The sequence below is a fragment of the Streptomyces sp. NPDC048521 genome, from assembly GCF_043199855.1.
Lineage (GTDB): Bacteria > Actinomycetota > Actinomycetes > Streptomycetales > Streptomycetaceae > Streptomyces.
Map to the genome: position 1 here is coordinate 175,366 of NZ_JBICWR010000004.1, position 12,964 is coordinate 188,329.

Annotated in this window: 13 protein-coding genes and 1 pseudogene; 7 read left to right on the plus strand and 7 right to left on the minus strand. The window is 70.7% G+C overall.

Annotation, left to right across the window (positions count from 1 at the left end; translation table 11 throughout):
* The first annotated feature begins 46 nt into the window (after nucleotides 1–46).
* Nucleotides 47–880 carry a hypothetical protein gene (locus tag ACGFRF_RS11755; RefSeq protein WP_393738679.1) on the plus strand — a complete coding sequence of 278 codons (834 nt, stop codon included), beginning with the start codon at nucleotides 47–49 and terminating at the stop codon, nucleotides 878–880.
* Nucleotides 881–890: 10 nt separating this feature from the next.
* Here ACGFRF_RS11755 and ACGFRF_RS11760 read toward each other — a convergent pair whose 3' ends face one another.
* On the minus strand, nucleotides 891–3,287 hold the full coding sequence (locus tag ACGFRF_RS11760) for an HAD-IC family P-type ATPase (RefSeq protein ID WP_393738681.1): 2,397 nt from the start codon (nucleotides 3,285–3,287) through the stop codon (nucleotides 891–893).
* Between the two features lie 94 nt (nucleotides 3,288–3,381).
* Nucleotides 3,382–3,648, minus strand: coding sequence for a DUF2530 domain-containing protein (locus ACGFRF_RS11765; RefSeq protein ID WP_393738683.1), 267 nt, complete (start codon nucleotides 3,646–3,648; stop codon nucleotides 3,382–3,384).
* Between the two features lie 150 nt (nucleotides 3,649–3,798).
* Between ACGFRF_RS11765 and ACGFRF_RS11770 the strand changes: the two genes are divergently transcribed.
* Nucleotides 3,799–5,250 (plus strand): NCS2 family permease, encoded by a 1,452-nt coding sequence (locus ACGFRF_RS11770; RefSeq protein ID WP_393738685.1) that lies wholly within the window; start codon nucleotides 3,799–3,801, stop codon nucleotides 5,248–5,250.
* A 19-nt stretch (nucleotides 5,251–5,269) separates the two neighbouring features.
* Here the strand turns inward: ACGFRF_RS11770 and ACGFRF_RS11775 are convergent, their stop codons facing one another.
* On the minus strand, nucleotides 5,270–5,452 hold the full coding sequence (locus tag ACGFRF_RS11775; protein WP_053658239.1) for a ribbon-helix-helix protein, CopG family: 183 nt from the start codon (nucleotides 5,450–5,452) through the stop codon (nucleotides 5,270–5,272).
* Between the two features lie 154 nt (nucleotides 5,453–5,606).
* On the opposite strand from ACGFRF_RS11775, the gene ACGFRF_RS11780 reads away from it, so the two are divergent.
* Together ACGFRF_RS11780 and ACGFRF_RS11785 are read left to right on the plus strand one after the other, a co-directional pair.
* Nucleotides 5,607–6,044: a MarR family winged helix-turn-helix transcriptional regulator gene (locus ACGFRF_RS11780; RefSeq protein ID WP_393738687.1), complete on the plus strand. Its 438-nt coding sequence runs from the start codon at nucleotides 5,607–5,609 to the stop codon at nucleotides 6,042–6,044.
* A 27-nt stretch (nucleotides 6,045–6,071) separates the two neighbouring features.
* Nucleotides 6,072–7,418, plus strand: coding sequence for an MFS transporter (locus ACGFRF_RS11785; RefSeq protein WP_393738689.1), 1,347 nt, complete (start codon nucleotides 6,072–6,074; stop codon nucleotides 7,416–7,418).
* A 21-nt stretch (nucleotides 7,419–7,439) separates the two neighbouring features.
* Here ACGFRF_RS11785 and ACGFRF_RS11790 read toward each other — a convergent pair whose 3' ends face one another.
* Nucleotides 7,440–7,955 carry a GNAT family N-acetyltransferase gene (locus ACGFRF_RS11790; RefSeq protein WP_393738691.1) on the minus strand — a complete coding sequence of 172 codons (516 nt, stop codon included), beginning with the start codon at nucleotides 7,953–7,955 and terminating at the stop codon, nucleotides 7,440–7,442.
* A gap of 40 nt (nucleotides 7,956–7,995) precedes the next feature.
* Here ACGFRF_RS11790 and thpR point away from each other — a divergent pair, with 40 nt between their 5' ends.
* Nucleotides 7,996–8,568, plus strand: coding sequence for an RNA 2',3'-cyclic phosphodiesterase (thpR, locus tag ACGFRF_RS11795; RefSeq protein WP_393738693.1), 573 nt, complete (start codon nucleotides 7,996–7,998; stop codon nucleotides 8,566–8,568).
* Between the two features lie 214 nt (nucleotides 8,569–8,782).
* Here the strand turns inward: thpR and ACGFRF_RS11800 are convergent, their stop codons facing one another.
* On the minus strand, nucleotides 8,783–9,775 hold the full coding sequence (locus tag ACGFRF_RS11800) for an aldo/keto reductase (protein ID WP_393738695.1): 993 nt from the start codon (nucleotides 9,773–9,775) through the stop codon (nucleotides 8,783–8,785).
* Between the two features lie 131 nt (nucleotides 9,776–9,906).
* On the opposite strand from ACGFRF_RS11800, the gene ACGFRF_RS11805 reads away from it, so the two are divergent.
* Nucleotides 9,907–11,013 (plus strand): hypothetical protein, encoded by a 1,107-nt coding sequence (locus ACGFRF_RS11805; protein ID WP_393738697.1) that lies wholly within the window; start codon nucleotides 9,907–9,909, stop codon nucleotides 11,011–11,013.
* 23 nt (nucleotides 11,014–11,036) lie between these two features.
* On the opposite strand, the pseudogene ACGFRF_RS11810 reads toward ACGFRF_RS11805, so the two are convergent.
* A pseudogene (locus ACGFRF_RS11810) lies at nucleotides 11,037–11,153 on the minus strand (Uma2 family endonuclease); the annotation flags it as partial.
* Nucleotides 11,108–11,827 (minus strand): GDSL-type esterase/lipase family protein, encoded by a 720-nt coding sequence (locus tag ACGFRF_RS11815; RefSeq protein WP_393738699.1) that lies wholly within the window; start codon nucleotides 11,825–11,827, stop codon nucleotides 11,108–11,110. The gene ACGFRF_RS11815 and the pseudogene ACGFRF_RS11810, both read right to left, overlap by 46 nt.
* Nucleotides 11,828–11,916: 89 nt before the next feature.
* Between ACGFRF_RS11815 and ACGFRF_RS11820 the strand changes: the two genes are divergently transcribed.
* On the plus strand, nucleotides 11,917–12,888 hold the full coding sequence (locus tag ACGFRF_RS11820; protein ID WP_393738701.1) for a WD40 repeat domain-containing protein: 972 nt from the start codon (nucleotides 11,917–11,919) through the stop codon (nucleotides 12,886–12,888).
* The last annotated feature ends 76 nt before the right edge of the window (nucleotides 12,889–12,964 follow it).

Consider the following 12,964-nt stretch of genomic DNA (forward strand, 5'->3'; position numbering starts at 1 on the left):
GGGGTCGACCGACTCCACGATCACTTCTCCCTCCAGGGGAACGCACATGCGCATACGTGCCACCGTGGCCGCCGTCTCCGGCGCCCTGGCTCTCACCGCCTTCGCCGTCCCGGCCGCGCACGCCACCGGGTCCAGCGGCACGCCGTACACCATGGACGCCAGCTTCTCGAACCTCAAGATCGCCTCGGCGATCAAGGTCGGCACGACCAACAAGGTCAGCACCACGTACAGCTTCACGCTGACCCACGGCTCGGACGTCGACGTCACCGCGTCCGACTTCTACAGCGACGCCTACCTCTACCGCGGCTCCTTCGACGACCCGAGCAAGACGCTCGACGGCGACAACCCCGCCACCTGCAAGGTCGTCACGTCGACCACCGCCACCTGCACCGGCACCGTGGACCTCCACCCGGCCGATGGCCAACTGAAGAACGCCGACACCGGTAGCTGGTCGGTCGCCGCCGAGGCCATCGCCTTCAACGGCCAGGACCCGGAGAACCCCGATTGGAGCAAGATCGGCTTCAAGGACCAGGGCGGCCTGGCCACCACCCGGCTGCAGCGCTACTCCAAGCTGACCGCCAACGCGGGCCCGGAGCCGGTCGCCAAGGGCAAGACCGTCACCACCACCGGAAAGCTGACCCGCGCCAACTGGGAGGACAACCTCTACCACGGCTACACCGGCCAGTCGGTCAAGCTGCAGTTCAAGAAGGCGGGCTCGACGACCGCTTACACCACCGTTAAGACGGTCACCTCCGACTCGTACGGCAATGTGAAGGCCACCGCCACCGCCACGTACGACGGCTACTGGCGCCTGAGCTTCGCGGGCACCTCGACCACCCCGGCGGTCACCTCCACGGCCGACTACGTCGACGTGCGCTGAGGAAGCGCCCTCAGCGCAGCACCCGGCGGTCGACCCGTTTCCACAGGAACTCCAGGGCGGCCGCCGCCACCACGGCCACTCCCACCGCCGTCCACGGCATCGTGACGCCGACCAGCTTGAGCGCGAAGAAGCTCTGCAGGGCCGGTACCGCGAGGACGAGCAGGAAGGCCACGGCCATCGCGGCGACCAGGGCCACCCGCCACCAGGTGTAGGGGCGGGCGATGATCGCCAGGACCCACATGGAGATCAGGAACAGGGTCAGGGTGGCCGCGCTGGTCTCGGCGTCCAGGGCGCCGGGGCCGGTGTAGTGGTGGCGGGCGATCAGGTACGTCGCGAAGGTCGCCGCGCCCGCCACCACTCCGCCGGGGATCGAGTACCGCATCACCCGGCGCACGAAGTGGGGTCTCGCCCGCTCCTTGTTGGGGGCGAGGGCCAGGAAGAAGGCCGGGACGCCGATGGTGAGGGTGGACAGCAGGGTCAGGTGCCGCGGCAGGAAGGGATACTCGACCTGCCAGCACACGACGAGCACCGCCAGCAGCACCGAGTAGACGGTCTTCACCAGGAACAGCGTCGCCACGCGGGTGATGTTGCCGATCACCCGGCGGCCCTCGCCCACCACCGACGGCAGGCTCGTGAAGCTGTTGTCCAGCAGCACGATCTGCGCCACCGCGCGGGTCGCCTCCGAGCCCGAGCCCATGGCCACGCCGATGTCGGCGTCCTTCAGCGCGAGCACGTCGTTCACGCCGTCGCCGGTCATCGCGACGGTGTGCCCGTGCGACTGCAGCGCGCCGACCATCTCCCGCTTCTGCTGCGGGCTGACCCGCCCGAACACCGTCCCCGCGTCCAGCGCGTCCGCCATGCCGGCCCGGTCGGCGGGCAGCCGCCGCGCGTCCACCGGCGTACCGTCCAGGCCCAGCTTCGCGGCGACCGCGCCGACCGACACCGCGTTGTCGCCGGAGATCACCTTGGCGCGGACGTCCTGCTCCGCGAAGTAGCGCAGGGTGTCGGACGCGTCGGGCCGCAGCCGCTGTTCCAGGGCGACGAGGGCGGTGGGGCGGGCGCCCCGGGCCGGCTCGGGGTCGTCCAGGTCGCGGTGCGTGCGGGCCAGCAGCAGGACCCGCAGACCCTGCTCGTTGAGGCGCTCGGTTTCGGCCAGGGCCGGGTCGTCGGGGGTGAGGAGGACGTCGGGGGCGCCCAGCAGCCAGGTGCTGGTCTCGCCGTCGCCCTCGCTGAACGCGGCACCGCTGTACTTGCGGGCGGAGGAGAAGGGGAGCGACTCGACGCAGCGCCAGTCCTCACTGTCGGGGTAGGCGTCGATGATCGCCTGCAGGGAGGCGTTGGGACGCGGGTCCGACTCGCCGAGGGCGCCGAGCACCCGGCGTATGTAGGTCTCGTCGGTGCCGTCCAGCGCGCGCATCTCGGTGACGTCCATGCCGCCCTCGGTGAGCGTGCCGGTCTTGTCCAGGCAGACGGTGTCGACGCGGGCGAGCCCCTCGATCGCCGGCAGCTCCTGCACGAGGCACTGCTGCCGGCCCAGCCGGATGACCCCGATGGCGAAGGCGACGGAGGTGAGGAGCACCAGCCCCTCCGGGACCATCGGGACGATCCCGCCGACGGTGCGGGCCACGGCGTCCTTCAGGTCGTCGTTCTTCACCACGAGCTGGGTGACGACCAGGCCGATCGCGGCCGGGACCATCATCCAGGTGACGTACTTGAGGATCGTGGAGATGCCGGTGCGCAGCTCGGAGTGGACGAGGGTGAAGCGGGAGGCCTCTTCGGCGAGCTGGGCGGCGTAGGCCTCGCGGCCGACCTTGGTGGCCTGGAAGGCGCCGCCGCCCGCGACCACGAAGCTGCCCGACATGACCGGGTCGCCGGGGCGTTTGACGACGGGGTCGGCCTCGCCGGTGAGCAGTGACTCGTCGATCTCCAGGCCCTCGGCCTCCGCGCACACCCCGTCGACGACGATCTTGTCACCGGGGCCGATCTCTATGAGGTCGTCGAGCACGATCTCGCTGGTGGCCACCTCGGTGGCGACCCCGTCGCGCCGTACCGTCGGCCGGGCCTCCCCGATCACCGCGAGCGAGTCGAGGGTCTGCTTGGCGCGCCACTCCTGGACGATGCCGATGCCGGTGTTGGCGAGGATCACGAAGCCGAACAGGCTGTCCTGGATCGGCGCGACGAACAGCATGATCAGCCAGAGGACCCCGATGATCGCGTTGAACCGGGTGAAGACGTTCGCGCGGACGATCTCGCCCAGCGACCGGCTGCTGCGCGCCGGCACGTCGTTGACCTGCCCGCGCGAACGCCGCTCCGCCACTTCGGCGCCGGTGAGCCCTGCCGGCCGGCTCCGGGGCAGGGCCACGGGGTGCACGGGGTCGAGCTCGGCACCCGCGTCGATATGGGTCATGCATTCGACGGTACGTGCGGATCTGCCCGTTCACCTGCCGAGCAGAGCCGATTTCCGACCTGGGGAGGAGGGGAGTCCTGCCCTGGTTGTACGGCTACTTCGCCGACGCCGCCTTCAGTGCCGCGTCGCGCTTGATCGCCGCGTCCCGCTTCCGCACGTACCAGATGCCGATCAGTCCCAGTCCGCCCCCGGCCAGGCAGGTCCACAGCCACCACGCGCGGTCGTGGTCCGCGAACCAGCCGTAGAAGGGGAGCTGGACGAGGAAGAGGACGAACCACACGATCGTGCCGCCGGTGATGGTGGCGACCACGGGGCCCTCCAGGGGCTCCGGCGCCTCGTGCTCGGGGGTCCACTTAGCCATGCGCACAGCTTAAGCGTCCCGCCTGTCTACGCGCGGAGATAGCGATCTGGCACTCATACGTTCATACTGAAACCGTTTGTCTTTGACCACTTCTGATCGTATGAAAGTCCAACGAGGCTCGGGGGAACCCCGTTGGTGATGAGGTCTCGCATGTCCACCTCGGCACCTGCCAAGGTCCCCACCCCCGAAAAGCCGGGCGGGGCGCCCGCCTACGGCGCCCTCGACCGCTTCTTCAAGATCTCCGAGCGCGGCAGCTCCCTCGCCCGTGAGGTCCGCGGCGGTTTCGCGACGTTCTTCGCGATGGCCTACATCATCGTGCTGAACCCGATCATCCTCAGCAGCGCGAAGGACATGTACGGCCACCACCTGGACAACGGCCAGCTGGTGACGGCGACGGCGCTGACGGCCGCGTTCACCACGCTGCTGATGGGCGTCATCGGCAACGTGCCGATCGCGCTCGCCGCCGGACTCGGCGTCAACTCCGTCGTGGCGCTCCAGCTGGCGCCCCGGATGAGCTGGCCGGACGCCATGGGCATGGTCGTGCTGGCCGGTTTCGTGGTGATGCTGCTGGTCGCCACGGGTCTGCGCGAGCGCGTGATGAACGCCGTGCCGTTCGGCCTGCGCAAGGCGATCTCCATCGGTATCGGCCTGTTCATCATGCTGATCGGCCTGGTCGACTCCGGCTTCGTCACCCGTATGCCGGACGCCGCCCAGACCACCGTCCCGCTCCAGCTCGGCGTGGGCGGTCACCTCAACGGCTGGCCTGTGCTGATCTTCGTCCTGGGCGCGCTGCTCACCTTCGCGCTGATCGTCCGCAAGGTGCCGGGCGCCATCCTGATCTCGATCGTCGGCATGACCGTCCTCGCGGTGATCATCAACGCGCTCGCCACGATCCCGTCCTGGGGCCTGACGGTCCCGAAGTGGCCGGGCAACCCGGTGGCCACGCCCGACTTCGGCCTGGTCGGCCAGGTCAGCCTCTTCGGCGGGTTCTCCAAGGTCGGCGTGCTGACCGGCATCCTCTTCGTCTTCACGGTCCTGCTGTCCTGCTTCTTCGACGCCATGGGCACGATCATGGGCATCAGCGACGAGGCCAAGCTGACCGACGCCCAGGGCTACATGCCGGGCATCAACAAGGTCCTCTTCGTCGACGGCCTCGCGGTCGCGGCGGGCGGCGCCAGCTCCTCCTCGGCCACCACCGCGTTCGTGGAGTCCACGGCGGGCGTCGGCGAGGGTGCCCGTACGGGCCTCGCGAACGTCGTCACCGGCGCCCTCTTCGCGGTGGCGCTCTTCCTCACCCCGGTCGCCACGATGGTCCCCTCCCAGGCGGCCACCCCGGCGCTGGTCGCGGTCGGCTTCCTGATCCTGTCGAACTCCATCAAGGAGATCGACTGGGCGGACTACACGATCGCGATCCCGGCCTTCGTGACGATGCTGATGATGCCGTTCACCTACTCGATCACCAACGGCATCGGCATGGGCTTCATCACCTTCACGGTGCTGCGCCTGGCCGCCGGACGGGCCCGGGAGATCCCGGTCGCGATGTACGTCGTCTCGGCGGTCTTCGCCTTCTACTACCTGATGCCGGCCCTGGGCCTGACCTGAGCCGTCTTCGTCCACGGCGTCACGTGACGCCGTAGAACCTCTCCGTCTCCTCGACGGCGGTCTGGAACCGCTCGTCGAAGTCGTCCCGGATGAGCGTGCGGACCACATAGTCCTGCACGCTCATTCCTCTTTTCGCCGCGTGGTGCCGGAGCCTTTCGAGCAGCTCCCCGTCTATCCGCAGGCTGAGCACACTGGTCCCCATGCGTACGAGGGTCGCCACATCCGGCCACCCGACGCGTCACTTTCCGGAACCGACTCACCCATACGGGTGATCAAAGGGTTCAGTGGCCAGGATCACGGGCACCACGCGCGCGTCGACTGGTCTTTAGCGAGGGTAATGAGTTAGGCTAAAGAACATGCCGGACCTTACCCATGGCGACGACGCGGCCGCCGTGAACGCTCTCCGCTCCGCCGTGATGCGGTTGTCCCGTCGGCTCAAGCACCAGCGGGTCGACGAGTCGCTGAGCCCCACCGAGATGTCGGTGCTCGGCACCCTGGCCCGCTGCGGCACCGCCACCCCGGGCGAACTGGCCCGCAAGGAGCACGTCCAGCCGCCGTCGATGACCCGCATCGTCGCGCTGCTCGAAGCCAAGGGGCTGGTCCGGCTGGAGCCGCACCCGGAGGACCGGCGCCAGAAGGTCGTCACCCAGACGGAGCAGGCCGAGGCCATGCTCGAGGAGAGCCGCCGCAAGCGCAACGCGTTCCTGGCGGGCCTCGTCGAGGGCCTCGACGAGGACGAGTGGGCCAAACTGCGCGCCGCCGCCCCCGTGCTGGAGAAGCTCGCACACCTGTAAGCAGGCCACCAGAGGAGGCGAACCCTTTTGAGTACGGGATCCGGAGCACCTTCCGCCCCCGCACCGTCCACTCCTACCACCCCCACCTCCCGCAAGTCCTCGATGTTCAGCTCGCTGAGGATCCGGAACTACCGCCTTTTCTTCCTCGGCCAGGTCGTCTCCAACACCGGCACCTGGATGCAGCGCATCGCCCAGGACTGGCTCGTCCTCAGCCTCACCGGGTCCTCCGCGGCCGTCGGCATCACGACGGCCCTGCAGTTCCTGCCGATGCTGCTGTTCGGCCTCTACGGCGGTGTCCTCGTGGACCGCCTGCCCAAGCGGCCCACGCTGCTGGTCACCCAGGCGTCGATGGCCGTCACGGGCCTCGCCCTCGCCTTCCTGACCCTCTCCGGGCACGTCCAGGTCTGGCACGTCTACGTCGCCGCCTTCGCCGTCGGCCTCGCCACGGTCGTCGACAACCCGGCCCGGCAGTCCTTCGTCTCCGAGATGGTCGGCCCCGAGCAGTTGCAGAACGCGGTCAGCCTGAACTCCGCGAACTTCCAGTCGGCCCGCCTGATCGGCCCCGCCGTCGCCGGTCTGATGATCACCGGCGTGGGCACCGGCTGGGCGTTCCTCGCCAACGGCCTGTCCTTCGCCGCGCCCATCGCCGGCCTGCTCCTGATGCGCGCCCGCGAACTGCACGTGGTCGAGCGCGCGCCGCGCGGCAAGGGCCAGCTCCGCGAGGGCCTGGACTACGTGGCGAAGCGGCCGGAGCTGATCTGGCCGATCGTCCTCGTCGGCTTCATCGGCACCTTCGGCTTCAACTTCCCGGTGTGGCTGTCGGCCTACGCGGACGACGTCTTCCACTCCGGCGCCGGCTCCTACAGCCTCTTCAACACCCTGATGGCCGTCGGCTCCCTGGGCGGTGCCCTGCTGGCCGCCCGGCGCGGCACGGCCCGGCTGCGCGTCCTGATCGCCGCCGCGGTGGCCTTCGGCACGCTGGAGATCGTCGCCGCGGTGGCGCCGTCGTACTGGCTGTTCGCGCTGCTGATGGTCCCGATCGGCGTCTTCGGCCTCACGGTGAACGTCACCGCGAACACCGCCGTGCAGATGGCCACCGACCCGGCCATGCGCGGCCGGGTGATGGCCCTGTTCATGATGGTGTTCATGGGCGGTACGCCGCTGGGCGCACCGGTGGTCGGCTGGATCACCGACACCTATGGAGCCCGGGTCGGGTTCGCCCTGGGCGGCATCGTCTCCGCCGCGGCCGCGGCCGCCATCGGCCTGGTCCTCGCCCGCATCGGCGGCCTGCGCCTGGCGGTGGGCTGGCACCACGGCCACCCGCAGGTCCGCTTCGTGCCGAGGGAACGGGAGCAGCTGGCGACGGCGGCGTGATCCGCCCGGCCGGAGGGTCCGCTACAGGACCCTCCGGGCCAGCACCTGCCCCGGCCACTTGTCCTCGCCGTAGGCGTAGGGCTCGGTCCGGATGAAACCGTTGCGCTCGTAGTACGCGATCAGCTTGCCGTCGTCGCCCGCGTAGCAGTCCACGCGCAGCAGGGAGATTCCCGCCTCCCGGGTCACCTGGGCCACGTGGGCGAGCAGCGCGGCACCGGCGCCCCGGCCCTTGAAACGGCGGTCGGTGGCGAACAGGTGGATGAACCGCTCGGGTTCGTCGGCGGGCTCCAGATAGGGGCCGGGACCCGTGCTGAGGGTGAGCGTGGCCGCCGGGGTGCCGTCTATCTCGGCGAAGTACGGCGTGCCCGAGGCGGCGTACCGGTGCACCAGCTCCACGGCCCGGGGGTTGCCCGACCAGGGCTCCGTGCCCCACTGCCGGGTGCGCCCCTGTGAGACCAGCCACTCCACGGCGCTGTCGAGCATGCCGAGGATCAGGGGGGCGTCGTCGGGGCCGCCTGCGCGGATGGTGATCGTCATGCGGCCCATCATGCCCGCGCCCGTCTGCGAAGGTGAAGGCATGAGACTCTTCGCCGCGGTGCTCCCTCCGGAGCATGCCGTCCACGAACTCGCCGTCGAGGTCGCCGAGTTGAAGAGGTTGCCCGGTGCGGAGCGGCTGCGCTGGACCAACCGCCCGGGCTGGCACTTCACGCTCGCCTTCTTCGGTGAGGTCGCCGACGACCTCGTACCGGACCTCTCCGACCGCCTGGCCCGCGCGGCCCGCCGCACCGCACCCTTCACCCTGGCGCTCTGCGGCGGCGGTCAGTTCGGGCACGGCAAGGCCCTGTGGACGGGGGCCTCGGGCGAGGTCGACACGCTGCGGCTGCTGGCCGACCGGGCGGAGGCGGCCGCGCGGAAGGCCGGGGTGCCGATGGGGGAGCACCGGCGGTACAAGGCCCACCTGACGGTGGCGCGGAGCCGGGACTCGTTCGACGTACGGCCGTATGTCGATCTGCTGCACCGGTTCACCGGCCGGACCTGGACGGTGAGCGAGCTCGTGCTGGTGCGCAGCAATCTGCCGCGGTCCGGCCTGCCCGGCGAGCAGCCCCGCTACGAGGCGGTCGCTCGCTGGGCGCTCGGCGCGGGCAGCTAGGCTCGATGGCGTGGACCCGAAGACGCGGAACCGGATCATGGCCGGTGTGCTTGTGCTGATGTTTGCGGTGGTGGCCTTGGCTGCCGCCGTCAGGTAGCGGTGTGCGGGCTGTGCGCCCGAGGGGCGGGGGCCGTGACCCGAGTGGCGGCCGCGGGCCCGGCCGGCCGGGCCCGCTGTTCCCCGCGCCCCTGAGGGGCGCCGACTCCTCCCGGTGTCACCAGGCGAAGGCCTCCGGGGACGGGCCCGGTCCGGGGAAGATCTCGTCCAGGCCGGCCAGCAGTTCCCCGCTCAGCTCCAGCTCCACGGCCCTGAGTGCCGACTCCAGCTGCTCGGCGGTGCGCGGGCCGACGATCGGGCCGGTCACGCCGGGGCGCGTCAGCAGCCATGCCAGAGCGGCCTCGCCGGGCTCCACGCCGTGCTTGTCGAGCAGATCCTCGTAGGACTGGATCCGCGCGCGGGTGTCGGGGTCGGCGAGGGCGTCGGTGGCCCGCCCGGAGGCGCGGCGACCGCCCTCCACCTGCTTCTTGATCAAACCGCCGAGCACACCTCCGTGCAGCGGCGACCACGGGATGACACCGAGTCCGTAGTCCTGCGCGGCCGGGATGACCTCCATCTCGGCGCGGCGCTCGGCGAGGTTGTACAGGCACTGCTCACTGACCAGGCCGATGGTGCCGCCGCGGCGGGCCGCGGCCTCGTTGGCCTGGGCGATCTTGTAGCCGGGGAAGTTGGAGGACCCGACGTAGAGGATCTTCCCCTGCTGGACGAGGACGTCGATGGCCTGCCAGATCTCCTCGAAGGGGGTGTTCCGGTCGATGTGGTGGAACTGGTAGAGGTCTATGTAGTCGGTCCGCAGCCGCTTCAGGCTGGCGTCCACGGCCCGCCGGATGTTCAGCGCGGAGAGCTTGTCGTGGTTGGGCCAGGCCTCGCCGTCGGCGCCCATGTTGCCGTAGACCTTGGTGGCGAGCACGACCTTGTCGCGCCGCTCGCCGCCCTTGGCGAACCAGTTGCCGATGATGGACTCGGTGCGCCCCTTGTTCTCACCCCAGCCGTACACGTTGGCGGTGTCGAAGAAGTTGATGCCGGCGTCCAGCGCCGCGTCCATGATCGCGTGGCTGTCGGCTTCGTCGGTCTGCGGCCCGAAGTTCATCGTCCCGAGGACGAGTCGACTGACCTTGAGTCCCGTGCGTCCCAGCTGCGTGTACTTCATGGTCCTCTAGCCAACGGCTTGGAGTGCGCTCTATGCAAGCGGTTGCGGGAAGGTGCGCGGTGACCGCCCGACGCCTCGTCAGAGGCGTGTCGTAGGGTTCGCGGAGCTTCATCGGCCCTTGGGAGACTCGCGTGCCTGCTCGTGCCCGGCTCTGTGCCACCGTTCCCGCGCTGCTGCCCTCGTCGGAGGCGGACCTGCCGGAGGTGTTCGGCCTGCCGGGCCGCCGGCTGCTCGCCCAGCGCGGCGACAGCGCACTCGTGGTCCAGGCACTGGACGACGCCCTCGTACCGTCGGGGGGAAGCGTGCGGGTGCCCGCGCCCTGGCCCCGGCGGCGCGGGACGTGGGCGGTGGCACCGGACGCGAGCCTGGCCGTGTTCGCGGGGGTGCACGCGGTGCGGGCGGTGGAGCCGTCGGGGGCGACGCGGTGGGAGGTCCGGCACGGCTGCTGGTACGGCGCCTGCCGGGAACTGCACGAGTCCTACGAGGAGTACGCCGACAGCAAGGACCACCGCTACCCGGAGGGCGGCTCGGCCGGTTTCTCGGTGGACGGCACATTCGTCTGGGCGCATGTGCGCGGACCGCTGGCGGCAGGGGAGTTGGGCCCGGACGTGGTCGACGAGTGGCTGCTGCTGGACGCCACGGACGGGCGGGTGCTCGGGCGGGCCGACGCCGGGGCCGCGGCGGCGGGCAGCTTCCATCTGCCGCACCCGTCGGATCCGCGGCAGATGGGGCTGAGCATCGGGGAGGGGCAGGACGGGGCGCCGCTGCGCTGGGGGCGCTGGGACGGGCGGACCCTGGCCGTCGAGTACGTCGAGGGCGATCTGACGCTGATGAGTGTGAGTCCCTCGGGGGAGCGGCTGATGACCGTGACCCACGACCAGGACGCGCTGGCCGTCCGTGACACCGGCGGTTCGGTCCTGGAGGGTCTGGAGTGGGCCGCCGGGACCGCCGTCCCCCGGCATCCGGACGCCGAGCCCGACAACGACGAGGCGCTGCCCTACTGGGACTGGGCGGGAGGCTTCGTCGACGAGACGACCCTGGTCGGCTCGACCGTCGAGGGCGACGAGGAGTGGGGCGAGGGGCGGCACTGGATCATCGACACGTCGGGGGCGCGTACACCGGTCGAGGTCACCTATCCGGTCACCGTCGGCCCGCAGCCCCCCACCGCCCTGGGCGACGGCACCTGGATCACCCCGGCGAAGTCCGGAGAGGCCCTGTACGTGTGGGCGCTGGACTAGGCCCTGTCGTCACACTCCCGTCCGACCTCGGCGACGAACTCGACGTCCTGGTACCGCCAGTGCCCGGCAGCCGTCTTCTCGGCGCCCTCGGCCATCACCGTGACGTCGGGGGCGAAGCCGTTGAGGTGGCCCGGGTAGTCGCAGCCGCGTACGGCTGTCCGAGCCCCCACGCCTCCCGCATCGCCTCCGCGAACGCCTCCGCGATCCGGTGCTCCCCGCTCGCGTTGGGATGCGTGCCGTCGTAGGTGTCGGTGTGGATGTCGTACGACTGCGGCGGTGAGGCGAGCAGGATCGGGGAGCGGGGCTCGTCCAGGTCGGCCACCGTCTTGGCGAGCAGGATGTTGAAGTGGTCCACCTGGGCGGCGAAGGCCTCGTCCGCCTGGGCCCGGATGTTGGGGATCACCGGCAGTAGCACCATGCGGATGCGCGGCTGGGCCTCCCGGGCGGCGGCGATGAAGGCCCGCACGTTCTCCGCCGTCTGCTCGGCGTTCGTGTAGAAACCCAGGTCGATCAGGCCGAGCGAGACCAGCAGAACATCGACGCGGTGGGCCCGTATCGCGTCGCCGACCAAGGGGGCCATGTGCAGCCAGCCCTCGCCCCAGCCCGCCAGATGGGCGCGCGGGAAGTCGGGGTCGGCGTAGGCGAGGGACGTCGGGGCGTCGGCCGTCTTGTCGTACAGCTCCTCGCGCGGACCGACGAAGGTGAAGGGCCCCCCGTACGTCACGCGCAGGTGCTGCCACAGCCGGTGACGCCAGGTGTGTTCGCCCGCGCTCCCGATCGTCATGGAGTCACCTACGGGCATGAACCTGAGCATCCGCTCATGATGGACGATCACCGGCGCGCATGGGGTGTGAGGCCGACCACGTCCCGCGAACCACCGGCGGTGATGGCAATCTTGGGGGCATGCGTCGATCGTTCGCCGTTCTCGCCGGGGTGCTGCTCGCCGGTGCCTGCGCGCTGCCCGCCTCCGCCGCCGACGGTGACGGCGACCAGGGGTTCGTCATCAAGGACCCGCGGATAACCGAGTCCAGCGGGCTCGCCGCCTCCCACCTCCACCCGGGTGTCTACTGGACGCACAACGACAGTGACGACGGGCCGTACCTCTACGCCGTGGACAGCCGGACCGGCAGGACCGTCGCCCGGCTGACGCTGCGCGGCATCGGGGCCCCGCGCGACGTCGAGGCCATCTCGATCGGGCCGCACAACGAGATCTACGTCGGCGACATCGGCGACAACCTCGGCGGCAGGTGGCCGTACGTGTGGATCTACCGGCTGCCCGAGCCGAAGGTCCTGAAGGACGAGACGGTCACCGCGACGCAGTACGTCGTGAAGTACGAGAACGGGCCGCGGGACGCCGAGTCGCTGCTCGTCCATCCGAAGACCGGGCGCGTCTACATCGTCGACAAGAAGGAGGACGGCGGGCACCTGTACGAGGGCCCGGCGAGCCTGTCCACCTCCGGCGCGAACATCTTCAGGCCGATCGCCGCCGTCGACCTCTGGGCCACCGACGCCGCGTTCTCCCCGGACGGGCAACAGCTCGCCGTACGCGGCTACTTCGGCGGCATCTACTACGACTGGAACGGCGGCCGCATCCAGCGCAAGGGCCGCCTGGACGTGCCGTTGCAGGGGCAGGGGGAGTCCCTGTCGTACTCCGCCGACGGGACGAAGCTGATGTACGGCAGCGAGGGCGCGGGCAGCCCCGTGCAGGCGGAGGAGGCGCCGGACCGGCCCGCCGCACAGTCGCCCTCGGGGGAGGGTGGTGCCGGCTCCGCCGGCGACAAGGCCGGCAGCGCGAGCCTGAAGGTCGGCGCCGTCGTGCTCGCCGTCGGCGCGGCCGCCCTCTTCGGGGTGCGGCGGCTGCGGCGCAGGGGATGACGGGCCCGGCGCGCTCAGTGGGTCACTTCCGGCGCCCGGGCGCCGGGCAGGCCGTCGTGCGGCCACCATGTCCCGC